The organism is Sphingomonas insulae, from assembly GCF_010450875.1.
Lineage (GTDB): Bacteria > Pseudomonadota > Alphaproteobacteria > Sphingomonadales > Sphingomonadaceae > Sphingomonas > Sphingomonas insulae.
Genome location: NZ_CP048422.1, coordinates 749,756 through 772,206 on the forward strand (window position 1 = coordinate 749,756; position 22,451 = coordinate 772,206).

A 22,451-nucleotide genomic window follows, 5' to 3' on the forward strand; every position below is an offset into this window, starting at 1 on the left:
CGAGCCGTTCAGGGCTCGACGGGGGCGGTCGCGGGCTTTTCCGGGTCGGGGAGCGGGGGTATCCTGGCAAGGAGCGCGCCCAGCGCCAAAGCGAGGGCGCCGAGCGCGAGGCAGAACAGCGCGACGCCCCGCCATCCGCCATGGCTCCAGGCGACGCCGCCGGCCGAGCCGAGGACGCTCGACCCCAGATAATAGAAGAACAGGTAGAACGCCGCCGCCTGTCCGCGATTGCCCTGCGCGCGCCGCCCCACCCAGGCGCTGGCGATCGAGTGGGCGCCGAAGAAGCCGATCGTCACCAGCGCGATGCCCGCGATCACCAGCGCCAGCGGGCGCGCCGCGGTCGCGGCGACGCCGCCGATCAGCAGCACGACCGGCAGCCAGAACACGCGCCGTCGCCCGACCCGGCCGGCAAAGGAGCCGAACGCCGCCGAACTCGCCGAACCGAGGATGTAGAGCAGGAAGACGAGGCCCACCGCAGCCTGGCTGAGACTATAGGGCGGCGCGAGCAGCCGGAAACCGGCGTAATTGTAGATGGTGACGAAGACGCCCATCAGCAGGAACGCCTCCGCATACAGAAGCGGCAGGGCCCGGTCGCGGACCAGTGCGGCGATTCCGGCGAGCGGGCCGGCGCCGGCACCGGCGACGAAGCCGCGCGATGGCGGCGCGAGGCGGCGAAACCCCTCCGCCATCGCCACGCCGGCGAGGCCGACGCTGCCCAATGCCCAGCGCCAGCCGGCGACGTCGGCGACCAGGCTGGCGACCAGTCGCCCGCCCATGCCGCCGATCGCGCTGCCGGCGATGTAGAGTCCCATCGCCGCACCGACCGAGGCGGCATCGACCTCTTCGGCGACATAGGCCATCGCGACCGCCGGCACGCCCGCCAGCGCGATGCCGGTGAGCAGGCGCAGCGCCAGCAACGCGGTCCAGCCCGGCACCAGCGCGGCGGCAAGCGTCAATGCGCCGGCCACGAACATCGCCCACACCATCAACGGGCGGCGGCCGAGCCGGTCGGACAGGATGCCGGCGAACAGGATGCCGATCGCCAGCGGACCGGTGGCCAGCGACACCGCCAGCGACGCTCCTTCGGCGCTGAGCCCGTAATCGGTCGCGAACAGTGGCAGCAGCGGCTGTACCGAATAGAGCAGGGAAAAGGTCGAGAAGCCGGCGAACAGCATCGCCAGCGTCAGCCGGCGATAGGCGGGCGTCCCTTGGCGCAGCGGCACTTCAGCGGGCGGCATGCGGTCTGCCGCAGGCGACGAGCACCACGATGCCGGCGAGGGCCGAAGCGATCGAGCCGGCGAGGACGCCGATCTTGACCCGTTCGATCAGCGCAGCGTCGGCAAAGGCGAGGCCGCCGATGAACAGGCTCATGGTAAAGCCGATGCCGGCGACCAGGGTCATTCCGTAGATCTGGGCCCAGCTGACGCCATTGGGCCGCCGGGCGATTCCCAGCCGGTCCGCACCCCAGATCGCGGCGAAGATGCCGAGCTGCTTGCCCAGGAACAGGCCGAGCGCGATGCCCAGCACCAGCGGTTCGGCGAGCGTGGCGATGGTCGCCCCCGCCAGCGACACGCCGGCATTGGCGAAACCGAACAGCGGCACGATCGCAAAGGCGACCCATGGGTGCAGGCGATGTTCCAAGCGATGCAGCGGCGAGGTCGCATCGTCCGGCGCGCCCGGAGACGGGCGGATGGGGATGAGCATCGCGGTCAGGACGCCGGCGATCGTCGCGTGGATGCCCGATTGCAGGACGAACAGCCACAGCGCCGCGCCGACCAGCAGATACGGCCACAGCGCCATCACCTTGCGGCGGTTGAGGACGTAGAGCACGATCAGCGCGAGCGCCGCACCGGCCAGGCTGAACACCTGGATCGAATCGGTATAGGCGACGGCGATGATCGCGACCGCGCCCATGTCGTCGACGATCGCCACCGTCGTCAGCAGCAGTTTCAATGCCGAGGGAATGCGGCTGCCGAGCAACGCCAGCACGCCGATCGCAAAGGCGATGTCGGTCGCGGCGGGAATCGCCCAGCCGGGTTGCAGCCCCGGCTCCGCACCGGCGACGACCAGGAACACCAGCGCCGGTACGGCCATGCCCGCGGCCGCGGCGATGAAGGGCAACCGGCGGCGATCGGCACTGGCAAGGCGGCCATCGACGAACTCGCGCTTGATCTCCAGCCCGACGAGCAGGAAGAACAGCGCCATCAACCCGTCGTTGATCCACAAATGCACCGTCATCGGGCCAAGCGCACCGGCGAGCACCGGCCCCGTGCGGTGATGCAGGAACGCTTCGTAAGCGTGTGCGGTGGCCGGCAGGTTGGCGACGATCATCGCGCAGACCGCGGCGGCGATCAGCACGATACCGCCCGCCGCCTCGCTGTGCAGGAAATCACGCAAGGCGCTGTGCACGCCGCGGCGGGGCAGGCGGATGGTCATCCGTTGTCGGGTAACGGTTCGGCCGCCCGTGGCAAGCCGATGCCGCCGCGCTGGACCGCATAGGACACCGCCCAGATCGCGAGGCCACCGAGCGCCAGCCCGCAACCGACGATGCCGGTCGAGGTCCAGCCGAAGCCGCCGGCGATGGCGAGGCCGCCGAGCCAGGGGCCGATCGCATTGGCGGTGTTGAACGCCGAATGGTTGAGCGCGGCCGCCAGGGCCTGCGCATCGCCCGCGACATCCATCAGCCGCGTCTGCAGCACGGTGCCGAGCGCCCCGCCCAGGCCGATGGCGAACACGTCGAGCATCATCGTCGCCATGCCGCCCGCGGCGAGCGGATACAGCGCGAGGGCGGCTGCCGACCACAGGAGCAGTGCGCCGGCGGTCGGCATCAGCGCCCGGTCGGCGAAGCGCGGGACCACCAGATTGCCGATCGTCATGCCGGCGCCGAACACCGCGAGGACGACCGGCACCATCCGTGCCGATACGCCGGTGACGTCCATCAGCGTCGATGCCAGATAGGTATAGACGGCGAACATTCCGCCGAAGCCGATCGCGCCCGTGCCGAGCGTCAGCCACACCTGCGAGCGCTGCAACGCGCCCAGTTCGCGCAGCGGGCTGGCGTCGCGGTCGGGCGTGTCGATGGGCGCGAGCAGGGCCACCAGCGTCGCCGTGGCAAGCGCGAGGACGCCGACCAGCGCGAAGACCCAGCGCCAGCTGGCGACCTGTCCCAGCAGCGTCGCGAAGGGTACGCCGACGATCGTCGCCACGGTCAGGCCCAGCATGACGCGTCCGACCGCCTGCGTCCGTCGGTCGGCAGGGACCAAAGATGCCGCGACCAGCGATGCGATGCCGAAATAGGCGCCGTGCGGCAGCCCGGCGAGGAAGCGGAACGCCAGCATCCAGCCATAGGTCGGCGCCAGCGCGGACAGGGTGTTGCCGATCGCGAACAGCGCCATCAGCCCGATCAGCAGGATGCGCCGCGACAGCCGCGCCGACAGGACCGCGATCGTCGGCGCCCCGACGACGACGCCCAGCGCATAGGCGCTGATGATGTGGCCCACCGTCGGCGCGTCGACGCTGAGGCCGCGGGCAAGATCGGGTTCGAGGCTCATCGCGGCGAATTCGGTCGTACCGATCGCAAACCCGCCAACGGCGAGCGCGAGGTGGACGAGGCCGGGATGGGCCGCGGCGGTCTGTCGTAACGTCATGGGATCGGCTGTATCCAGCTTTTGCTGCGGTGCAACATGCGGAACGGATCGCGGGGGGCGGGAGTTCCCGCGCCGATCCGCCGCCAGCATTGCCTGTCGGGCGTCCGGTCTTCGGTGCAACCCTTTGCGTTCTCGTGCGCTTTGCTGGCTTGCGCTAAGCCGCGCGGGGGAGAGTTCGTCATGTTGAAGGTCGCCCCCAGCTCGCAAAGCCCGCTCGCGCGGCGCTATGCCTCGGTCCGCGCGCTCAGCCTGGCGCTGACGGCGCCATTGTCGGATGCCGACGCGACGGTGCAATCGATGCCCGATGCGTCCCCGGCGAAATGGCACCTGGCGCATACCAGCTGGTTCTTCGAAACGTTCGTACTGCGCGATCACGTTCCGGGATATCGGCTGCACGACGCGCGCTTCCCCTTCCTGTTCAACAGCTATTACGAGGCGGAGGGGCGGCGCCATGCCCGCGATCGCCGCGGCATGATCACGCGGCCGACGCTGGACGAGGTGCGTGCCTATCGCGCGCATGTCGATGCGGCGGTGATGGCGCATCTGACCGCATTGCCCGAAGCGGCGCTGGAGCTGGTGGCGCTGGGGTGCCACCACGAGGAGCAGCACCAGGAGCTGCTGGTCACCGACATCCTCCACCTGTTCGGCGAGAATCCGCTGGAGCCGGCGATCTGGTCGCCCGCGCCCAAGGTGCCGGTGGGGATGCCCGGCCCGATCGGCTGGATCGAACGCGCCGCCGGGATCGTCCGCGTCGGGCATGACGGCGACGGGTTCGCCTTCGATTGCGAAGGGCCGCGCCACGATGCGTTGCTGGTCGACCATGCGATCGCCGATCGCACCGTCACCAACGGCGAATGGGCGGCGTTCATCGCCGATGGCGGCTATCGCGATCCGGCGCACTGGCTTGCCGACGGCTGGGCGTGGGTGCGGGCGGAGGGCATCGTCGCGCCGATGTATTGGGAAGAGCGCAATGGCGGCTGGACGCGGATGGGGCTGGACGGTCGCCGCCCGATCGACCCGGCGGCACCGGTGACGCACGTCAGCTTCTTCGAGGCGGACGCCTATGCCAGCTGGGCCGGTATGCGCCTGCCGACCGAATTCGAATGGGAGGCGGCGGCGCAGGCCCATGACGCGAACGGCGGCAACCAGATGGACGCCGCCGGCGCGGTGGAGCCGCGACCGGCCGCCGACGGCCCCGCCTTTTTCGGCGATGTGTGGGAATGGACCGGCAGCGCCTATCGCCCCTATCCCGGCTTTCGCGCGGTCGAAGGCGCGGTGGGCGAATATAACGGCAAGTTCATGAGCGGCCAGTTCGTGTTGCGCGGCGGCAGCTGCGCCACGCCGCGCGGCCATGCCCGCGCCAGCTATCGCAATTTCTTCTATCCTCACCAACGCTGGCAGTTCACCGGCGTCCGCCTCGCCAAGGACATCTGATGTTGAAGCCCGAAATCGAGGACGGCGAGCAGACGCTGGCCGATCCGCAGTTCCGCGCCGACGTGCTCGCCGGCCTGGAACGCCGTCCCCGCGCGATCCCGGCGCGCTGGTTCTACGACCGGCGCGGGTCGGAGCTGTTCGAGGATATCACGAACCTGCGCGAATATTATCCGACGCGCACCGAAACCGCGATCCTGGAGCGGATATGTCCGGAGGTCGCCGAGATCGCCGGCCGCGGCCGTGCGGTGGTCGAATTCGGTTCGGGATCGTCGACCAAGACGCCGCTGCTGCTGCGCTGCACGGCACCGTCGGCCTATGTGCCGATCGACATCTCGGGCGATTTTCTGCGCGAATCCTCGCGCGTCCTGTCGCAGGCGTTCCCGGACCTGCTGGTGTTGCCGTTCGAGGCGGACTTCATGCGTCCGCTCGCCCTGCCGCACACCGTCGCCGACGTGCCGAAGCTCGGGTTCTTTCCCGGATCGACGATCGGCAACATGATCCCGCTGATGGCGGTCGACCTGCTGCGCACGATGCGCGCGTCGCTGGGCGAGGGCGCGATGCTGCTGGTCGGCATGGACCGGATCAAGGACGAGGCGACGCTGGTCGCCGCCTATGACGACGAGGATGGCGTCACCGCGGCGTTCAACCTCAACCTGCTGGAACGGATCAACCGCGAACTGGGCGGCACCATCCCCGTCGACGCCTTTCGGCACGAGGCGCGCTGGAACGACGATCGCGCGCGGATCGAGATGCATCTGGTCGCGATCCGCGCGGTCGATTTCGTCGTCGACGCTCGCCCGTTCGACCTTGCCGCGGGAGAGAGCATCCATACCGAGAACAGCCACAAATACGGCTCTCGCGATGCCCGTATCCTGCTGCGTTCGGGCGGATGGACGCCGATCCACGAATGGACCGACCCCGACGGCCTGTTCGCCCTCTACCTTGCCGAGGCTCAGGCGGAACGTCCCGCGCCCTGATCCCTCGGCCGGCGCGACAGGGCCGCACGCAGCACCACGACGAACACCGCAAAGCCGACGATGACCGCGGGTAACGAGGCCTCGGGTCCGAACGCTCCACCGCTTAGCCAGTCGGGCGTACCGGCGACCGGAGCGCTGACGAACGCGCTGCCCGCGTCGGTACCGCCCGAAACGCGCGCGCCGAAGACCGGCCCCTGCACGAAATTCCACGCCGCGTGGACGCCGACCGCCATCCAGATGCGACCGTTGAGCAGGTAGAAGGCGGCGAGCATCAGCCCCGCCTCGACCACGATCGCGACCGCGGCGACATAGCTCGCATGGGGATTGGCGAGGTGCAGCGCCCCGAAGAGCAGCGCCGATAGCGTCAGCGCCGGCCACATCCCCACCGCGCGCATCAGCAGGCGGAACACGATCAGGCGCAACAGCAGCTCTTCGGCGAAACCGGTGCGCAGCGCATCGAGCAGGTCGCTCGGCCAGTCGTTCCAGACTCCCGCCGCAATCGTATAGGCCCCCGCAAACCGCAGGATGGCGAAGACGAGCGCGAACATGCCCGCCCCGATCGCGAGGCCGGCCGCCAACTCGGGCAACAGCGGGCGCGGGGCGATCTCGACCGGTCCGCGCCGCTCGCCCCGGTGGACCGCGACGGCATAGGCGGCATAAGCGAGGATCGTCGTCACCACCCGCGCCATGTCGCGATACAGCGCTGGCACGCGCAGCCACCCGGGAAACAGCAGGAACGAGGCGACGCCGAACAGCAGCACCATCCACACGATCGCCCGCACCGCCCGAAACCGGCCTGGTGCTAATACGCCCGCATCGCCCATGTCGATCATATCCGCACGTCCCCTGTGGCGATGAGCCTATCCGGCTGGCAGCGGCGGCGAAAGCCGCTATGGCGTCGGGCAAACGAGATGGAGAGTCGGAAATGCGGGCAGTCGGTGTCATCGGTGCGGGCCAGATGGGCGCGGGCATCGCGCAGGTTTCGGCCACGGCGGGTTATCGCGTCATCCTGACCGACGTGTCGGCCGAACGTGCCGAGGCGGGCAAGGCGGGGATCGCCAGGCAGCTGGCGCGGGCGGTCGAGAAGGAAAAGATCGACGCGGCGACCCGCGATGCGACGCTCGCCCGGATCGAACCGGTCGCCGGCGTCGCGACGATGGGCGAATGCGGGCTGGTGATCGAGGCGGCGACGGAGCGTGAGGAGATCAAGCGCGCGATCTTCAAGGATGTCGGCGCGGTGCTGGCGGCGGATGCCGTCCTTGCCTCCAACACCTCGTCGATCCCGATCACGCGGCTGGCGCAGGCGACGCCCGATCCGGCGCGCTTCATCGGCGTGCACTTCTTCAACCCGGTGCCGGTGATGGGCCTGATCGAGGTGATCCGCGGCCTTGCCACCTCGGACGCCACGGTCGCGACGATCGAGGACTATGCCGATCGGCTCGGCAAGGCGGTGGTGCGCGCCAACGACGCGCCGGGATTCATCGTCAACCGCGTGCTGATGCCGATGATCAACGAGGCGGTGTTCGCGCTGGGTGAGGGCGTCGCGACCATCCGCGACATCGATCTTGCCTGCCAACTGGGCCTCAACCATCCGATGGGGCCGCTGACGCTGGCCGACTTCATCGGCCTCGACACCTGCCTGGAGATCACGCGCGTGTTGTTCGAGGGGACGGGCGATCCCAAGTTCCGCCCGGCACCGCTGCTGGTGAAATATGTCGAGGCGGGATGGTATGGCCGCAAAACCGGTCGCGGCTTCTACGATTACAGCGGCCCGACGCCGGAGCCGACACGCTGAGGATGATGCGATGAGCCTGGACGATACGATCGTCGAGACGCCCGACGGGCCGATGACGTACAAGGAGTGGAAGAAGAAGAACCCGGTGCAGCTGCCCTCGCGTCGCACCAAGGGCAAGGACCTGCCCAACAAGGTGAAGATGCGGACGGACGAATAAGGACGCCGGTCGCCTCCATTCGTCATCCCGGCGAACGCCGGGATCCATGCTTTCAATGCGTTGGGTCGGGTCGCCTTCCCATCACCCGCCTGCATCCATGGGTCCCGACTTTCGTCGGGATGACGAAAGGGCACTGAACCGGACGAGATAGACCAGCGCCAGCACCGCCAAAAACGGCACGCCGTACACCAGGGTCAGCGCGAATGGCGCGGTGAACGGGGTCGTCAGCAGGATCGCAAGAATCGCGCCCGCACCGACGATGCTCGTCCCCGGATAGCCCCACATCCGGAACGCCGCCGGCGCGCCGTGACGACGCCGGAATGCCAGATGGGTGACGAAGATCATCCCCCAGGTGAACAGCGCGCCGAAGATCGACACCGCGATCATCACCCCGAACGCCGCGTCCGGCCGCCAGGCATAGACGCCGCCGGCCACACCGATCCCCGCCGCCGATACCAGCAACGCCTGCACCGGCACGCCCCGCGTGCCCACCCGCGCCAGCCGGCGGGGGGCCAGGCCGCTTTCCGCCAGGCTGAACAGCATGCGCGACGCGGTGTAGAGCTGGCTGTTCATCGCCGACAATGCGGCGATCAGCACCACCGCGTTGATGACGCCCGCGGCATAGGGCACGCCGGTCGCCTGCATCACCGTCACGAACGGGCTCGTCGCGGTGCCGGCCTGCGTCCACGGGACGATCGCCAGCATCACCGCGAGGCTGCCGAGATAGAAGAGCGCCAGCCGCACCATCGTCGAGCGAAACGCGCGAACGATCGCACGTTCGGGGTCATGCGCCTCGCCGGCGGCGACGGCGATCATCTCGATACTCAGGTAGCTGAAGATCGACACGATCACCGCGGTCCAGATGCCGCGAATGCCATTGGGTGCGAAGCCGCCATGCGCGGTATAGTGCGTCAGGCCGATCCCGCTGCGCACGATCACCCACAGTCCGACCGCGACGAACCCCATGATCGCGGCGATCTTGATCGCGGAAAAGACGTATTCGACCGCGCCGAACAGGCGCACGCTGGCGAGGTTCACCGCCAGCAGCGCGAGCGCGAAGCCGGCGATCCACCACAGCCCCGGTACGTCCGGTGCCCAGTATCGCATATAGATGGCGACCGCCGTCACCTCGGTCCCGATCGCCAGGATGATGCAGGTGACATAGGCGTAGCGGACGAGAAAGCCGGCGAACCGGCCGAGATAGCGTTCCGCGAACAGGCCGAACGATCCGGTCGCCGGGTCCGCCACCGTCATTTCGGCCAGGCACCCCATCAATGCCAGCGTGACGAGCCCGCCGATCGCATAGCTGACCAGGACGGCGGGGCCGGCGAGCCCGATCGCAAAGCCACTGCCGAGGAACAGCCCGGTGCCGACCGCGCCGCCGATCGCGATCATCGCAAGCTGGCCCGACCCGAGGGAGCGCCTGAGGCCGGTCATGCCGGGGCGATCAGCCGATCAGCAGCCCGGCGAGCGCCGCCGACATCAGGTTGGCGAGGCTGCCCGCCGCCAGCGCGCGCAACCCGAGCTTCGCGATCATCGGCCGCTGGTTGGGGGCAAGGCTGCCGGTGACCGCCATCTGGATCGCGATCGACGAGAAATTGGCGAACCCGCACAGCGCAAAGGTGACCACGGCGACGGTCTGGTGCGACAGGCCCTTTTGCTGACCCAGGTCGATATAGGCGACGAATTCGTTCAGCACGATCTTTTCGCCGAACAGGCCGCCGGCGATCCCCGCTTCGTTCCACGGCACGTTGAGCAGGAACATCACCGGCTGGAAGACATAGCCGAGCAGGGCCTGGAAGCTGAGGCCGGGCAGGCCGACCATGTTGCCGATCCCGCCGAGCAGCCCGTTGGCGAGGGCGACGAGCGCGACGAACGCCAGCACCATCGCGCCGACCGCGACGGCGAGGCGCACGCCGGTCTGCGCCCCCTGGGCGGCGGCCATGATGAGGTTGGCGGGCTTTTCCTCGTCGTGGCTGGCGTCGGGCAGCGGCTCGCCCGGCGTTCCTTCCGGCAGCAGCGCGGCGGGGCCGGCGCCGCTGACGCGATGGTCGGCAAGCGCGATCTGGCGGTCGGCGTCGGGAACGTCGCCGAGCGGCAGTTCCCCTTCGGGGGCATGCTGCGGTCGGGCATGATGATCTTAGCCATCAGGATGCCGCCGGGCGCCGCCATGAAGCTGGCGGCGAGGAGGTATTCGATGCGGATGCCCATCGAGGCATAGGCCGCCAGGATCGTACCGGCGACGCCCGCCATGCCGCTGGTCATGACCGTGAACAGCTGCGGCGGAGTGAGGCCGGCGAGATAGGGGCGGATGACCAGTGGCGATTCCGACTGGCCGACGAAGATGTTCGCGGCGGCACACAGCGATTCGACCTTCGAGGTCCCGACGACCTTTTCGATCGCGCCGCCGACCCAGCGGACCACCAGCTGCATCACGCCGAGATAATAGAGGATCGAGACGAGGCTGGCGAAGAAGATGATGACCGGCAGCGCCGCGATGGCGAAGCTCTGGCCGCCGATTTCGGGCGCGGCGAGCTTGCCGAAGAGGAACTCGGTACCCTTTTGCGAATAGCCGAGCAGCGCCGAGACCCCGGCGGACGCCCCGGCAAGGGCGGCGCGCCCCGGCCCCCAGTACAGCACGATCGTCGCGATCACCGCCTGTAACGCGAATGCGGCGCCGACCACGCGCAGCCGGATCGCCCGGCGATCGGTGGACAGGGCGAAAGCGATGCCCAGAATGACGAGGATGCCGGCTATGCCGATCAGGATACGATGCATGAATGGCCCTGCGGGAATGAATTGCCGCAGCCCCCCGGCAGCGACAGGCCAGCATACACGGCGTTTTTCGTGAGGCCAGCGGGAATGGGGGTGGGCTGTGCTCCGCCAAGCTCCCTCCCTCACCCCGGACGTGTTCCGGGGTCCACCGGGGCGCGAGCGTAGAGCAAGGGGCTTGAGCCGTGCGCCTCGCTGCGGAGTGGACCCCGGAACACGTCCGGGGTGAGGGGTGGATTGGGGGCGAGGAGCATGCGCATCGGCAGCGCCCGCCGGCGGCAACCGGTTTGATCTTGGCGCCAAACCCGCTAGCGTCGCGGCGATGGATACCCCCGCCCGCGCCATTCCGCGCTCGCTCTTCGCCTATTCGATCTTCTACGGCGGCATGGTCTGCATCGCCGGCGTGCTCGGCAACAAGCAGGTCGCGCTGGGTCCGCTTTCGGCGCTGGGGCCGGTGTTCGGCGTCGGGCCGCTGGCGGTGGAGGCGGGCATCTTCGCCTTCCTGCTGCTTGTCGTCGTGTCGAGCGCGGTCGCCGAACTGCACGGCGGGGCGACCGCCAACAAGCTGGTGCTGTTCGGGTTCGTGCCGCTGATCGTATCGATCGTCCTGTCGTGGATCGTCCACCTGCTGCCGGCCTCGCCCGATATGCAGCCCGCCAATCGCGATGCGATCCAGCTGATCCTGGGCGCGACCTGGCGGATATGGTTCGGCGGCATCGTCGCCTATGGCATCTCGCAGACGCTGAACGTCACGATCTTTTCCTGGCTGAAGGGGCGCGAGGGCGCGAGCCTGTTGTGGCTGCGCGCGGGCATCGCCAGCATGCTGAGCCAGATCGTCGATACCTTCCTGTTCGCGACCATCGCCTTTTTCGGGGTCTTTCCGATCGGCGAGCTGCTGATCGGCCAGATGATCGCCAAGGTGACGCTGTCGGCGCTGCTGGTGCCGCCGCTGATCTATGTGTTCGTCGGCCTGGGTCGCCGGCTGGATCGCCGGCCCCTTTGAAGCCGGGGGATAGGCCGCTAAGGGCGCGTCCATGACCGACTCGCCCGCCGCCTCGCCCGCCACCGCCGCGCTGCTCGCCAAGGCCGAAACGCTGACCGAGGCGCTGCCGTATCTGCAGCGCTATGCGGGGCAGACGTTCGTCGTGAAATACGGCGGGCATGCGATGGGCGACCCCGAGCTCGCCCGCGACTTCGCGGAGGACGTGGTGCTGCTGAAGGCGGTGGGCATCAACCCGGTCGTCGTCCATGGCGGCGGGCCGCAGATCGGCGCGATGCTGAAGCGGCTGGGCGTCGAATCGCGCTTCGTCGACGGGCTGCGCGTCACCGATGCCGAAACGGCGCGGATCGCGGAAATGGTGCTGGCGGGGTCGATCAACAAGGAAATCGTCGCCTGGATCGGGCAGGCGGGCGGCCGCGCCGTCGGCATTTCGGGCAAGGACGCCAATCTGGTCACCGCGGTGAAGGTCGGGCGCGACACGCCCGATACGTTGCAGGGGATCGAGCGGCACGTCGACCTGGGCTTCGTCGGCGAGCCGGTGGCGGTCGATCGCACGATCCTCGACACGCTGTCGGGCAGCGGCATCATCCCCGTTGTCGCGCCGATCGCGCTGGGTGCCGACGGCCACACCTATAACATCAATGCTGATACGATGGCCGGTGCGATCGCCGGCGCGCTCGGCGCGTCGCGCTTCTTCCTGCTGACCGACGTCGCCGGCGTGCTCGACAAGGACAAGCGGCTGCTGACCGATCTCGACCCCGAGCGGATCGCGGCGCTGAAGGCGGACGGGACGATCAGCGGCGGCATGATCCCCAAGGTCGATACCTGCGTCGCCGCGGTCGAATCGGGAGTGGACGCCGCGGTGATCCTCGATGGCCGGGTACCCCATGCGATGCTGCTGGAGATCTTCACCTCGGCCGGTGCGGGGACGCTGGTCCACGCCTGACGCCCGACGCCCGACGCCCGACGCCTGACGCCTGACGCCTGACGCCGCCGGCGCAGCGGGGCGTCGATCGGGCAAGGGCCGATGGGGCAGGGGCCGACACGTCCGTTCCCGGCGCCCCGGTTCGCCGACGCCCCTGTTCGCCGACGCCCGAACCCGCTAGGTCCGGCGTACACCCCAACTTCGGAGCCACGCGTGATCGCGCTTACCCTCATCCAGATCATCCAGGTGCTGCTGAACGTCCTGTGGTGGATCATCATGATCCAGTTCGTGCTGTCGTTGCTGATCGTGTTCAACGTCATCAACACGTCGAACAACTTCGTCAGCTCGCTGCACTATGGCCTCGACCGGCTGACCGAGCCGCTCTACCGGCCGCTCCGCCGCATCCTGCCGAACATCAGCGGCATCGACCTTGCGCCGCTGGTCGTGCTGATCGTCATCCGCATCCTCGACAGCGTCATCTTGCCCAACCTCGCGGTCAGCCTGATGGCGAACGGCGCGATGTGATCGCATGGCGGCGTGGGCGGAGCGGGACGACGGCATCGTCCTTGCCGTCCGCGTCACGCCGCGCGGCGGACGCGACGCATTGGCGGCGGGCGGCGATGCGCATGTCGTCGCCCGCCTTGCCGCACCGCCGGTCGACGGCAAGGCGAATGCGGCCCTGCTGGCGCTCGTCGCCGCCACCTTCGGCGTACCGCGGCGCGCGGTGCGACTGATCGCCGGCGACACCGCGCGGCTGAAGCGGCTGCATATCGCCGGCGACCCGCACGCGCTGGCGAAGATCGCCGCCAGTCTCTATGAGGTCGCGGCATGACCGCCACGATCATCGACGGCAAGGCGCATGCCCTTGCGCTCCGCACCCGTATCGCCGCCCATGTCGCGACGTTTCGCCAGTCCACCGGCCGCGCGCCGGGGCTGGCGGTGGTGCTGGTCGGCGAAGACCCCGCGTCCGCCGTCTATGTCCGCAACAAGGGCAAGGCGACGCGCGATGCCGGCATGGAGAGCTTCGAGCATCGGCTGCCCGCCGACACCGATTCGGCCACGCTGCTGGCGCTGGTGGCCAGCCTGAACGCCGATCCCGCGGTCGACGGCATCCTCGTCCAGCTGCCGCTGCCGGCGCATATCGATGCGCAGGCCGTGCTGCTCGCGATCGATCCCGACAAGGATGTCGACGGCTTCCACCCGGTCAATGCCGGCCGGCTGGCGATCGGCGCCGAGGGCTTCGTGCCGTGCACGCCGCTCGGCTGCCTGATGCTGTTGCAGGACGTGCATCCGCAGCTGTCCGGGCTGGAGGCGGTGGTCGTCGGTCGTTCCAACATCGTCGGCAAGCCGATGGCGCAGCTGCTGCTCCAGCAGAGCTGCACCGTCACCATCGTGCACAGCCGCACCCGCGACGTCGCCGCGCATACCCGCCGGGCGGATATCGTCGTCGCCGCGGTCGGCATCCCGCACTTCGTCAAGGGCGACTGGATCAAGCCCGGTGCGACCGTCATCGACGTCGGCATCAACCGCACCGATGCCGGGCTGGTCGGCGACGTCGACTTCGCCTCCGCGTGCGGGGTCGCAGGGGCGATCACGCCGGTGCCGGGCGGGGTCGGGCCGATGACGATCGCCTGCCTGATCCGCAACACCTACGTGTCCGCGTGCCGCCGCGACGCCGTCGAGGCAGGGCTGTGATCGAGCTGTTCGTCTCGTCGCTCATCACGTTCTTCGTGGTGATCGATCCGCCCGGCTGCGCACCGATCTATGCCGGCCTGTCCGCGGGGGCGTCGGCGGCGCAGCGGCGGGCGATGGCGATCCGCGCGGTCGGCGTCGCCACCGCGATCCTGCTGGTCTTCGCGCTGGTCGGCGAAGACCTGTTGCGCGGCCTCGGCATCAGCCTGGCGAGCTTCCGCATCGCCGGCGGCATCATGCTGTTCCTCATCGCGCTGGAGATGGTGTTCGAAAAGCGCACCCAGCGCCGCGAGGATCGTGCCGCCGAGGTCGCCGCGGATCCGGAGGTCGAGGACGTCTCGATCTTTCCGATGGCGATGCCGATGATCGCCGGTCCGGGATCGATCGCGACGGTCATGCTGCTGATGGCGCGCACGACCGGGGTGGAGGCGACGCTGGTGGTGCTGGGCGCCATGGCGACGATCCTGTTGCTGACCCTTGCCGCGCTGCTCGCCGCCGGGCCGCTGATGCGCCTGCTCGGCACCCGGATCGAGGCGGTCATCACCCGCCTGCTCGGCGTGTTGCTGGCGGCGCTGGCGGTGCAGTTCGTGATGGATGGCCTGCAGGTCAGCCTGCGCTGACCTGACCTGACCCGACCTGACCGGGGCTACATGCCGACGGAGGTGGTCTCTTCCTCGTTCGACACGGCGTCGGGCATCGCGGGCAGTTCCGCCGCGGGAGCGGGCGCGTTGGCGGTGACCATCGGCTTGTTCGCCTGACCCAGGATCGCCGCATTCTCGATAACGTCGAGCGCGCGGCGCGACAGCACGTAGCGTTCGGCGGCCTGCATCCAGTTGCCCGCATCGCCGGCGCCGGGCAGGCGTGCGACCTCGGCGTGGGCGGCTTCGACCTGGCCGCTGTCGAGCAGCCGCCGGGCGCGGGCCAGCCGATCGGCCGGGCGGGGCGAGGGCGTGCCGGCCTGTCGCAGCACGACCAGCCCACCGAGTTCACGGCGCAGGCTGGTCAGCCAGCCCTCGCCGCTTGCGGTGGAGAGGCCTGGCCCGATCGCGTCCAGACCCTGGCGCAGGTCCTCCAGCGTCACCGGCTGCCGCGCCGCCTCGATCACATAGCTGACGGCGCGCGGCTGCACCCGGCCGAAGCGGCCGCGCAACTGTTCCTCGAGATAGCCGAGCCCGACGCCGCGATCGAGCGCCCGCCGTGCCGCAAAGGCGATCAGCATGCCTTCGGCCCGGCCGGCCTGCGTGGCGGCAGCGGCGGCATCGCTGGTCACCGCGGCGGTACGCGCCTCCAGCGCCGTCAATTGACCCGCCAGCGTCGCCTCTCGGGACGCGAGCGCCGCCGGGTCGAGCGCGGCATTCACCGCTTCGCCATTGGCGTTGAGCGGTTGTGCGGGATTGAAGTTGGTCGGTTCGGGATGCGCCTTTTTGGCCGCGACCGCCCCCTGCGCGGCGGACGTGCCGCCGAGCCAGGTCACGCGCTTCATCAGATAGCCGGTCAGCACCGCCCCGGCGACGAACGCCAGCGCGATGATCGCCAGGAACACGCGGGTCCGCAGCCCGCGCGCGCGCGTCGTCCCGCGCCCATGGTCGATCGGCACATAGTCGGTCATGGCCTCTTATCCCCGGCGTCCGCGGCCCGGTCAATCGCCCGTTGGAGCACCAGCGAACACAGTGCCGCATCGCGCGGCACGTCCGCCGTCAGCGCGATGCCCCAGCCATCGCCGGCCGCCGTTCGCACCTTCGCGCTCAACGCTGCGATCCCGATGGCTTCGCGCCGGCCCGGGAGCAGTGTCGCGACGCGCATGGCCGCCCGCTCCGAATGCAGCAGCACGATGCGCCCGCCGGCCGCAGCGGCGAACGCCGCCGCGTCGGTCGAGACATCGGCGCTGGCATAGACGATGACCGTCGGATGGCCGCTGTCGACATGCTCGCGGCCGGCCAGGTGCAACGGCCGCTCCAGCCCGGTCGCGCGCCCTGCGGCCAGCGCCGCATCGACGCCGCCGTCGCCGATCGTCGCGACCCGGAACCCCGCCGCCGTGGCCGCCGCCGCCGTTTCGGCGCCCACCGCGATCACCGGCAAGCCCGTCAGTCGCGCAAGTCCCGCGCCGCCCAGCCGCATGGCGTTGGCGCTCGTCACCAGCAGCGCATCGTGGCGGGCGGGATCGGGCGCCTCCCACGGCACCGGCGCGGGCGCGAACAAGGGCCAGGCGATCACGTCGCGGCCCCCGCCCGCCCGCAGGCGCACCACGGTGCGCGCATTGCCGGGTTCGGGGCGGACGACGAGCAGGCCGCCGCTCACGGCTGGAACAGGCGTCGCACCACGTCGGGCGCGCGGGCCAGCAGGTCCGCGGCCAGCTCGGCCGCGACCACGCTGCCATCGGTGCCTTCGCCGGCACCCTCGACGCCGGCGCTGCCGTCCTCCGCGATCAGTTCGGCGCGCAGGCTGAGCATCTCGCCCGACAGGCCGGCGAGCGCCGCGACCGGCGAATGGCAGTCGGCGCCCAGTGCGGCCAGGAACGCGCGCTCGGCCAGCACACAGGCGCTGGTCGCGGGATCGTCGATCGCGGCGACGACCATCGCCGCACCCTCGTCGTCGCTGCGGACCTCGATCCCGACCGCACCCTGCGCCGGCGCGGGCAGCATCACGTCGGTCGGGATCGCCCGGCCGATGCCCTCGCGGCCCAGCCGGTCGAGCCCCGCCGCCGCCAGCAGGGTCGCATCCGCCTCGCCCGCCGCCAGCTTCGCCAGCCGCGTGTCGACATTGCCGCGGAACAGCACGACGTTGAGGTCGGGCCGCAACCGCAGCACCTGCGCGCGCCGCCGCGGCGAACTGGTGCCGACGGTGCCGCCCGCGACGATCGCCGCGATCGTCTCCGCGCCGATCAGCCGGTCGCGCACGTCGGCCCGCGGCAGCATCGCGGCGATGCGGATCGCCGGCGGCCGGATCGTCTCGACGTCCTTCATCGAATGCACCGCCGCGTCGATCTCGCGGTCGAGCAGCGCGCGGTCCAGCTCCTTGGTCCACAGCGCCTTGCCGCCGATCTCGGCCAGCGCGCGATCCTGCACCCGGTCGCCGGTGGTGCGGATCACGACCAGCGTCACCTCGTCCTCGCGCCAGCCGTGCGCGGCGCACAGCGCATCGCGCACCATCCCCGCCTGCGTCAGCGCAAGCGGCGATCCCCGCGTGCCGAGCCTGAACCTGATCGCCAAACCGTGCCTCCTTCAACGGTGCCGCCATGCCGAAACCACCACCCTTCGACAAGTTCTGCGCGTCGCGTTAGGGAAGGGCGCATGGCTCCCCGGATCATCCTCGGCCTCGAATCCTCCTGCGACGAGACCGCCGCCGCGCTCGTCACCAGCGATCGGCAGGTGCTGAGCCACCGCCTCGCCGGGCAGGAGGCGGCGCACGCCCCCTTCGGCGGCGTCGTACCCGAAATCGCCGCGCGCGCGCATGTCGAGGCGCTGGAGCCGTTGATCCAGGCCGCGCTTGCGGATGCCGGATTGCGCCTCGACCAGGTCGATGCGGTCGCCGCCACGGCCGGCCCGGGCCTGATCGGCGGGGTCATGGTCGGCCTCGTCACGGGCAAGGCGCTGGCACATGCTGCGGGCAAGCCGCTGATCGCGGTCAACCATCTGGAGGGGCACGCGCTCAGCCCGCGGCTGTCGGACCCAGACCTGCAATTCCCCTATCTGCTGCTGCTCGTCTCCGGCGGCCATTGCCAGCTGCTGCTGGTCGAGGGGGTCGCCCGCTATCGCCGCATCGCGACGACGATCGACGATGCCGCGGGCGAGGCGTTCGACAAGACCGCCAAGCTGCTCGGCCTGGGCTTCCCCGGCGGCCCCAACGTCGAACGCGCCGCGGCGCTCGGCCGCGCGATCGTGCCGCTGCCGCGACCGCTGAAGGGATCGGCAGAGCCGCATTTCTCGTTCGCCGGCCTCAAGAGCGCGGTCGCGCGCGCTGTCGGGCACCATGCGCCCGAGGATATCGCCGCCTCGTTCCAGGCCGCGGTCGTCGATTGCCTGATCGACCGGACGCAGCGCGGCATCGCGGGAATCGCGGCGAGCGCGCTGGTCGTCGCCGGCGGCGTCGCCGCCAATACCGCGGTCCGTACCGCGCTCCAGCGCCTCGCCACCGACAACGGCCTGCGCTTCGTGGCCCCGCCGTTATGGCTGTGCACCGACAATGCGGCGATGATCGCCTGGGCCGGCGCCGAGCGCTTCGCCGCCGGGCTCACCGATCCGCTCGACACGCCGGCACGCGCCCGCTGGCCGCTCGATCCCGATGCGCAAGCCGTCCGCGGCGCCGGAGTAAAAGCATGAAGATCGGCGTCATCGGCGGCGGTGCCTGGGGCACGGCCCTCGCCCAGGTCGCGGCGCATCGCGGCGAACCCGTCACGTTGTGGGCGCGCGAGCCGGAGGTGGTCGCGGGCATCAACGCCGCGCACGAAAACCATTTGTTCCTCGCCGGCGTGCCGCTGTCGCGCTCGATCCGCGCCACCGGCGACCATGCCGATCTGGCCGACAGCGATGCGCTGCTGGTCGTCGCCCCGGCGCAGCACGTCGGCGCGGTCCTGTCGCAGGTCGACGTCGGCACGCGCCCGCTGGTGCTCTGCGCCAAGGGAATCGAGGCCGGCACGCGCCGGTTGGTCGGCGAGGTCGCGCGCGCGGTGCATCCGCAAGCTCCCGTCGCGGTCCTGTCCGGGCCGACCTTCGCGCATGAAGTCGCCGCCGGCCTGCCGACCGCGGTGACGCTGGCGGTTGCGGACCAGGCGCTCGGCCGGGCGCTGTCCGAACGGCTCGCCGCCCCGCATTTCCGCCCCTATGCGAGCAGCGACGTCGTCGGTGCGGAGATCGGCGGCGCGGTGAAGAACGTGCTCGCGATCGCCTGCGGCGTGGTGGATGGCGCCGGCCTTGGCCAGAACGCCCGCGCCGCGCTGATCGCACGCGGCTTTGCCGAGATGACGCGTTTCGGGCTGGCGCGGGGTGCGCGTGCCGAAACCCTCTCGGGCCTTTCGGGGCTCGGCGATCTCGTGTTGACGTGCAGTTCGACCAGCAGTCGCAACTTTTCGCTGGGCGTCGGGCTGGGCCAGGGGCAGGCGGCAGCGACCCTGCTCGCCGATCGTCGTACCGTGGCGGAAGGGGCGTTCACCGCGCCGGTGCTGGCGGAAGCCGCCGCGGAGGCCGGCGTCGACATGCCGGTCACCGCCGCCGTCTGCCGCCTGCTGGAGGGCGCGCCGGTCGCCGAGGTGATCGGCGCGCTGCTCGCCCGCCCGCTGCGCAACGAAGGCTGATCTGCCGGCGCCCGTGCTAACGGTCGGTCGAGCCGGTGCCCGACCGACGGTCCTCCCCGCGCCTTCGCGTGGGTGCGTGTCTCAGCGCGCCAGTTCGCGCCAGCCGATGTCGCGGCGGCAGAACCCGTCGGGAAAGTCGACTGCGTCGATCCCGCGATAGGCGGCGTCCCGTGCCACCGCGATGTCGGCACCGGTCGCGGTGACTGCCAGCACCCGTCCGCCGCTCGCCACCAGCGTTTCTCCATCCCGCCGTGTCCCCGCCTGGAATACCACCGCGCCGCCGGCCTCCGCGGCATCGATGCCGCGGATCGTGCCGCCCGCTGCGGGCGTGCCGGGATAGCCCGCCGCCGCCAGCACCACCGTCATCGCGACATCGTCGGAGAATTGCGCCGCCGGCAGCGCGGCCAGCCGCCCTTGCGCCACCGCCAGCAGCATCTCGACCAGATCGCCCTGGTAGCGCAGCATCAGCACCTGGCATTCGGGATCGCCGAACCGCGCGTTATATTCGATCAGCTTCGGCCCCGCGGCCGTCAGCATCAGTCCGGCGTACAGCACGCCGCTGAACGGCATGCCCTCGTCCGCCATTGCCTTCACCGTCGGTGCGACGATCCGCTCGATCGCCTGCCGCTCCAACGCCGGGGTCAGCACCGGTGCGGGGCTATAGGCGCCCATGCCGCCGGTGTTCGGGCCGGTATCGCCCTCGCCGACGCGCTTGTGGTCCTGCGCGCTGCCGAACGGCATCAGCGAAACGCCGTCGGTCAGCACGAACAGGCTCGCCTCCTCACCGTCGAGGAATTCCTCCAGCACCACCGGCGCATCGCCGCCGCCGAACATCGTGTCGAACGCCGCGGCCGCCTCGGCCTCGCTGGTCGCGATCACCACACCCTTGCCCGCGGCCAGGCCATCGGCCTTGATGACGACGGGATAGGAGAAGGTGCCGGCCAGCGCCGCCTCCGCCTCGGTTCGGTTGTTGACGCGGACGTAGCCGGCGGTCGGAATCTCGGCGCGGCGGCACAGGTCCTTGGTGAACCCCTTCGATCCTTCCAGCTGCGCGGCCGCCCGGTCCGGCCCGAACACCGGCACGCCGCCGGCGCGCAGGGTATCGCCGAGGCCATCCACCAGCGGCGCTTCCGGTCCGATCACGACGAGCCCAACGTCATGATCGCGCACGAAATCCACGACCGCGGCATGATCCGTCGCATCCAGCGCGACGCAGGTCGCATGTGCGGCGATGCCGGGGTTGCCAGGCGCGGCGTAGAGCGTATCGAGGAGGGCCGATTGTGCCAGTTTCCACGCGAGTGCGTGCTCGCGGCCGCCTGAGCCCAGCAGCAGGACGTTCATGCCAGATTCCCTATCCGATACCGATGCGAGGCTGCTAGCCGAGGAGCGCCCCGGCGACAACGCATTCGCGCTGTCGGTCGGCGAGCTCAGCTTCAAGCTCAAACGGATGGTCGAGGGCGAATTCGGTCATGTCCGCATCCGTGGCGAAATCTCGGGCTACAAGCGCGCGACCTCTGGTCATGTCTATCTCGCGCTGAAGGACGATGCCGCGGTGATCGACGGCGTGATGTGGAAGGGGCAGGCGAACGCGCTCGCCTTCGCCCCCCAGGACGGGATCGAGGTGATCGCGACCGGCAAGCTCACGACCTATCCCGGCCGCTCGAAATACCAGATCGTCATCGAACGGATGGAGCTGGCGGGCGCCGGCGCGCTGATGGCGCTGTTCGAAAAGCTGAAGGCGAAGCTGGCGGGCGAGGGGCTGTTCGATGGATCGCGCAAACGGCGCCTGCCGTATCTGCCGCGGACGATCGGCGTCGTCACCTCGCCCACCGGTGCGGTGATCCGCGATATCCTCCATCGGCTGGAGGATCGCTGCCCGACCCACGTCATCGTCTGGCCGGTCAAGGTGCAGGGGCAGGGCGCGGCCGAAGAGGTCGCCGCCGCGGTGCGCGGCTTCGATGCGATGCCCGCGGACGGGCCGGTGCCGCGGCCCGATCTCGTCATCGTCGCGCGCGGCGGCGGTTCGATCGAGGATCTGTGGGCGTTCAACGAAGAACCGGTGGTCCGCGCCGTCGCTGGCTGCTCGATCCCGATCATCTCCGCCGTCGGCCACGAAACCGATACGACCCTGTGCGACTTCGCCGCCGACCTGCGCGCGCCGACCCCCACCGCGGCGGCCGAGCTGGCGGTGCCGGTGCTCGCCGACCTGCGGCTGACGATCCAGAGCCACGGTTTACGCACGCAGCGCTGTGCAAACCGCTATCTGGAGCGTGGCCGCGAACGGCTTGCCGGATTGGCCAGGCTGCTGCCGAAGCGCGACGCGCTGCTCGGCCCGCAGCGCCAGCGCGCCGACGATGCGGGCCAGCGGCTCGATCGCGGGCTCGAACGGCGCGTCACGCTGGCACGCGGCCAGCTCGACCGGTCCAGCGGGGCGTTGCGCCCGGCGGTGCTGCAGAACCAGGTCGACCGCAATCGCGACCGGCTCGCGGCGACGTGGCGACTGGTCCAGTCGCTCAACCCCGATGCGGTGCTCGACCGCGGCTATGCCCGCGTCACGGCCCGTGGCGGCGAGACGCTGGCGTCGGCCGCCACCGTGCGCGCGGCCGGCGCGGTGACGCTGCGCTTCCGCGACGGCAGCGTCGATGCGATCGTCGACGATGGCGCTGCCATGGCGACGCGTACGCCGGCGGCGAAGGTTGAGCGCAAGCCGGCACGAACCCATATCGCGGCCAAGCCCGACCAGCCGACCCTGCTCTGATACG

At 70.2% G+C, this 22,451-nt stretch carries 22 protein-coding genes and 1 pseudogene; 13 read left to right on the plus strand and 10 right to left on the minus strand.

All coding sequences use genetic code 11. From position 1 onward, the window contains the following. Positions 1–8: 8 nt before the first annotated feature. From GTH33_RS05210 to GTH33_RS05220, 3 genes are read right to left on the minus strand one after another with little or no spacing between them, the layout of a single operon-like run. Positions 9–1,238, minus strand: coding sequence for an MFS transporter (locus GTH33_RS05210; RefSeq protein ID WP_163957394.1), 1,230 nt, complete (start codon positions 1,236–1,238; stop codon positions 9–11). Continuing rightward, positions 1,225–2,436: a Na+/H+ antiporter NhaA gene (gene nhaA, locus GTH33_RS05215; RefSeq protein ID WP_163957395.1), complete on the minus strand. Its 1,212-nt coding sequence runs from the start codon at positions 2,434–2,436 to the stop codon at positions 1,225–1,227. Before nhaA ends, GTH33_RS05210 begins: the two co-directional genes overlap by 14 nt. After that, positions 2,433–3,647, minus strand: coding sequence for an MFS transporter (locus GTH33_RS05220; RefSeq protein WP_163957396.1), 1,215 nt, complete (start codon positions 3,645–3,647; stop codon positions 2,433–2,435). Before GTH33_RS05220 ends, nhaA begins: the two co-directional genes overlap by 4 nt. Positions 3,648–3,827: 180 nt before the next feature. Here GTH33_RS05220 and egtB point away from each other — a divergent pair, with 180 nt between their 5' ends. Together egtB and egtD are read left to right on the plus strand one after the other, a co-directional pair. Next, positions 3,828–5,081 carry an ergothioneine biosynthesis protein EgtB gene (egtB, locus tag GTH33_RS05225; RefSeq protein ID WP_163957397.1) on the plus strand — a complete coding sequence of 418 codons (1,254 nt, stop codon included), beginning with the start codon at positions 3,828–3,830 and terminating at the stop codon, positions 5,079–5,081. Continuing rightward, positions 5,081–6,058, plus strand: a complete 978-nt coding sequence (gene egtD / locus GTH33_RS05230) for an L-histidine N(alpha)-methyltransferase (RefSeq protein ID WP_163957398.1) — start codon at positions 5,081–5,083, stop codon at positions 6,056–6,058. Before egtB ends, egtD begins: the two co-directional genes overlap by 1 nt. On the opposite strand, the gene GTH33_RS05235 is transcribed toward egtD, so the two are convergent. Then, positions 6,034–6,891, minus strand: a complete 858-nt coding sequence (locus GTH33_RS05235) for a CPBP family intramembrane glutamic endopeptidase (protein WP_163957399.1) — start codon at positions 6,889–6,891, stop codon at positions 6,034–6,036. The genes egtD and GTH33_RS05235 overlap by 25 nt on opposite strands. A gap of 92 nt (positions 6,892–6,983) precedes the next feature. On the opposite strand from GTH33_RS05235, the gene GTH33_RS05240 reads away from it, so the two are divergent. Then, positions 6,984–7,853, plus strand: a complete 870-nt coding sequence (locus tag GTH33_RS05240; RefSeq protein WP_163957400.1) for a 3-hydroxybutyryl-CoA dehydrogenase — start codon at positions 6,984–6,986, stop codon at positions 7,851–7,853. Positions 7,854–7,863: 10 nt separating this feature from the next. Beyond that, on the plus strand, positions 7,864–8,010 hold the full coding sequence (locus tag GTH33_RS17850; RefSeq protein WP_166753169.1) for a hypothetical protein: 147 nt from the start codon (positions 7,864–7,866) through the stop codon (positions 8,008–8,010). 81 nt (positions 8,011–8,091) lie between these two features. Here GTH33_RS17850 and GTH33_RS05245 read toward each other — a convergent pair whose 3' ends face one another. Next, on the minus strand, positions 8,092–9,447 hold the full coding sequence (locus GTH33_RS05245) for an amino acid permease (protein ID WP_208404112.1): 1,356 nt from the start codon (positions 9,445–9,447) through the stop codon (positions 8,092–8,094). A 10-nt stretch (positions 9,448–9,457) separates the two neighbouring features. Continuing rightward, positions 9,458–10,788: pseudogene (locus tag GTH33_RS05250) on the minus strand (NupC/NupG family nucleoside CNT transporter). Between the two features lie 316 nt (positions 10,789–11,104). Between GTH33_RS05250 and GTH33_RS05255 the strand changes: the two are divergent. The 6 genes from GTH33_RS05255 to GTH33_RS05280 all read left to right on the plus strand — a co-directional run bounded on the left by GTH33_RS05255 (position 11,105) and on the right by GTH33_RS05280 (position 15,019). After that, positions 11,105–11,785, plus strand: a complete 681-nt coding sequence (locus GTH33_RS05255; RefSeq protein WP_163957401.1) for a queuosine precursor transporter — start codon at positions 11,105–11,107, stop codon at positions 11,783–11,785. Positions 11,786–11,816: 31 nt separating this feature from the next. Continuing rightward, positions 11,817–12,728, plus strand: coding sequence for an acetylglutamate kinase (argB, locus tag GTH33_RS05260; protein ID WP_163957402.1), 912 nt, complete (start codon positions 11,817–11,819; stop codon positions 12,726–12,728). Between the two features lie 192 nt (positions 12,729–12,920). Beyond that, positions 12,921–13,232, plus strand: coding sequence for a YggT family protein (locus tag GTH33_RS05265; RefSeq protein ID WP_163957403.1), 312 nt, complete (start codon positions 12,921–12,923; stop codon positions 13,230–13,232). Positions 13,233–13,236: 4 nt separating this feature from the next. Further along, positions 13,237–13,539, plus strand: a complete 303-nt coding sequence (locus GTH33_RS05270; RefSeq protein WP_163957404.1) for a DUF167 family protein — start codon at positions 13,237–13,239, stop codon at positions 13,537–13,539. Next, a complete protein-coding gene (folD, locus tag GTH33_RS05275; RefSeq protein ID WP_163957405.1) occupies positions 13,536–14,402 on the plus strand; it encodes a bifunctional methylenetetrahydrofolate dehydrogenase/methenyltetrahydrofolate cyclohydrolase FolD in 867 nt (288 codons plus the stop codon). The genes GTH33_RS05270 and folD overlap by 4 nt, the downstream gene beginning before the upstream one ends. Beyond that, a complete protein-coding gene (locus GTH33_RS05280) occupies positions 14,399–15,019 on the plus strand; it encodes a MarC family protein (RefSeq protein WP_163957406.1) in 621 nt (206 codons plus the stop codon). The genes folD and GTH33_RS05280 overlap by 4 nt, the downstream gene beginning before the upstream one ends. A gap of 26 nt (positions 15,020–15,045) precedes the next feature. Here the strand turns inward: GTH33_RS05280 and GTH33_RS05285 are convergent, their stop codons facing one another. The 3 genes from GTH33_RS05285 to hemC are packed head-to-tail and all read right to left on the minus strand — an operon-like array spanning position 15,046 to position 17,548. After that, entirely contained in the window at positions 15,046–16,008 is a 963-nt protein-coding gene (locus tag GTH33_RS05285; RefSeq protein WP_243848355.1) for a hypothetical protein, read from the minus strand. Continuing rightward, positions 16,005–16,697 (minus strand): uroporphyrinogen-III synthase, encoded by a 693-nt coding sequence (locus tag GTH33_RS05290; protein WP_208404114.1) that lies wholly within the window; start codon positions 16,695–16,697, stop codon positions 16,005–16,007. The genes GTH33_RS05285 and GTH33_RS05290 overlap by 4 nt, the downstream gene beginning before the upstream one ends. After that, a complete protein-coding gene (gene hemC, locus GTH33_RS05295) occupies positions 16,694–17,548 on the minus strand; it encodes a hydroxymethylbilane synthase (protein WP_243848381.1) in 855 nt (284 codons plus the stop codon). Before hemC ends, GTH33_RS05290 begins: the two co-directional genes overlap by 4 nt. A gap of 141 nt (positions 17,549–17,689) precedes the next feature. On the opposite strand from hemC, the gene tsaD reads away from it, so the two are divergent. Beyond that, positions 17,690–18,718: a tRNA (adenosine(37)-N6)-threonylcarbamoyltransferase complex transferase subunit TsaD gene (gene tsaD / locus GTH33_RS05300; RefSeq protein ID WP_163957408.1), complete on the plus strand. Its 1,029-nt coding sequence runs from the start codon at positions 17,690–17,692 to the stop codon at positions 18,716–18,718. Further along, positions 18,715–19,689, plus strand: a complete 975-nt coding sequence (locus GTH33_RS05305; RefSeq protein WP_163957409.1) for an NAD(P)H-dependent glycerol-3-phosphate dehydrogenase — start codon at positions 18,715–18,717, stop codon at positions 19,687–19,689. Before tsaD ends, GTH33_RS05305 begins: the two co-directional genes overlap by 4 nt. An 81-nt stretch (positions 19,690–19,770) precedes the next feature. Here the strand turns inward: GTH33_RS05305 and purD are convergent, their stop codons facing one another. Then, on the minus strand, positions 19,771–21,030 hold the full coding sequence (gene purD, locus GTH33_RS05310) for a phosphoribosylamine--glycine ligase (protein ID WP_163957410.1): 1,260 nt from the start codon (positions 21,028–21,030) through the stop codon (positions 19,771–19,773). On the opposite strand from purD, the gene xseA reads away from it, so the two are divergent. Next, positions 21,029–22,447: an exodeoxyribonuclease VII large subunit gene (gene xseA / locus GTH33_RS05315; RefSeq protein WP_163957411.1), complete on the plus strand. Its 1,419-nt coding sequence runs from the start codon at positions 21,029–21,031 to the stop codon at positions 22,445–22,447. The genes purD and xseA overlap by 2 nt on opposite strands. Positions 22,448–22,451 lie beyond the last annotated feature (4 nt).

What these genes read in the sequence shown, in the direction of transcription:
- GTH33_RS05210 (WP_163957394.1), bottom strand. Translation starts at nt 1,238, where the DNA reads ATGCCGCCCGCTGAAGTGCCGCTGCGCCAAGGGACGCCCGCCTATCGC.
- nhaA (WP_163957395.1), bottom strand. Translation starts at nt 2,436, where the DNA reads ATGACCATCCGCCTGCCCCGCCGCGGCGTGCACAGCGCCTTGCGTGAT.
- GTH33_RS05220 (WP_163957396.1), bottom strand. Translation starts at nt 3,647, where the DNA reads ATGACGTTACGACAGACCGCCGCGGCCCATCCCGGCCTCGTCCACCTC.
- egtB (WP_163957397.1), top strand. Translation starts at nt 3,828, where the DNA reads ATGTTGAAGGTCGCCCCCAGCTCGCAAAGCCCGCTCGCGCGGCGCTAT.
- egtD (WP_163957398.1), top strand. Translation starts at nt 5,081, where the DNA reads ATGTTGAAGCCCGAAATCGAGGACGGCGAGCAGACGCTGGCCGATCCG.
- GTH33_RS05235 (WP_163957399.1), bottom strand. Translation starts at nt 6,891, where the DNA reads ATGATCGACATGGGCGATGCGGGCGTATTAGCACCAGGCCGGTTTCGG.
- GTH33_RS05240 (WP_163957400.1), top strand. Translation starts at nt 6,984, where the DNA reads ATGCGGGCAGTCGGTGTCATCGGTGCGGGCCAGATGGGCGCGGGCATC.
- GTH33_RS17850 (WP_166753169.1), top strand. Translation starts at nt 7,864, where the DNA reads ATGAGCCTGGACGATACGATCGTCGAGACGCCCGACGGGCCGATGACG.
- GTH33_RS05245 (WP_208404112.1), bottom strand. Translation starts at nt 9,447, where the DNA reads ATGACCGGCCTCAGGCGCTCCCTCGGGTCGGGCCAGCTTGCGATGATC.
- GTH33_RS05255 (WP_163957401.1), top strand. Translation starts at nt 11,105, where the DNA reads ATGGATACCCCCGCCCGCGCCATTCCGCGCTCGCTCTTCGCCTATTCG.
- argB (WP_163957402.1), top strand. Translation starts at nt 11,817, where the DNA reads ATGACCGACTCGCCCGCCGCCTCGCCCGCCACCGCCGCGCTGCTCGCC.
- GTH33_RS05270 (WP_163957404.1), top strand. Translation starts at nt 13,237, where the DNA reads ATGGCGGCGTGGGCGGAGCGGGACGACGGCATCGTCCTTGCCGTCCGC.
- folD (WP_163957405.1), top strand. Translation starts at nt 13,536, where the DNA reads ATGACCGCCACGATCATCGACGGCAAGGCGCATGCCCTTGCGCTCCGC.
- GTH33_RS05285 (WP_243848355.1), bottom strand. Translation starts at nt 16,008, where the DNA reads ATGACCGACTATGTGCCGATCGACCATGGGCGCGGGACGACGCGCGCG.
- hemC (WP_243848381.1), bottom strand. Translation starts at nt 17,548, where the DNA reads ATGGTGCGCGATGCGCTGTGCGCCGCGCACGGCTGGCGCGAGGACGAG.
- tsaD (WP_163957408.1), top strand. Translation starts at nt 17,690, where the DNA reads ATGGCTCCCCGGATCATCCTCGGCCTCGAATCCTCCTGCGACGAGACC.
- GTH33_RS05305 (WP_163957409.1), top strand. Translation starts at nt 18,715, where the DNA reads ATGAAGATCGGCGTCATCGGCGGCGGTGCCTGGGGCACGGCCCTCGCC.
- xseA (WP_163957411.1), top strand. Translation starts at nt 21,029, where the DNA reads ATGCCAGATTCCCTATCCGATACCGATGCGAGGCTGCTAGCCGAGGAG.
- purD (WP_163957410.1), bottom strand. Translation starts at nt 21,030, where the DNA reads ATGAACGTCCTGCTGCTGGGCTCAGGCGGCCGCGAGCACGCACTCGCG.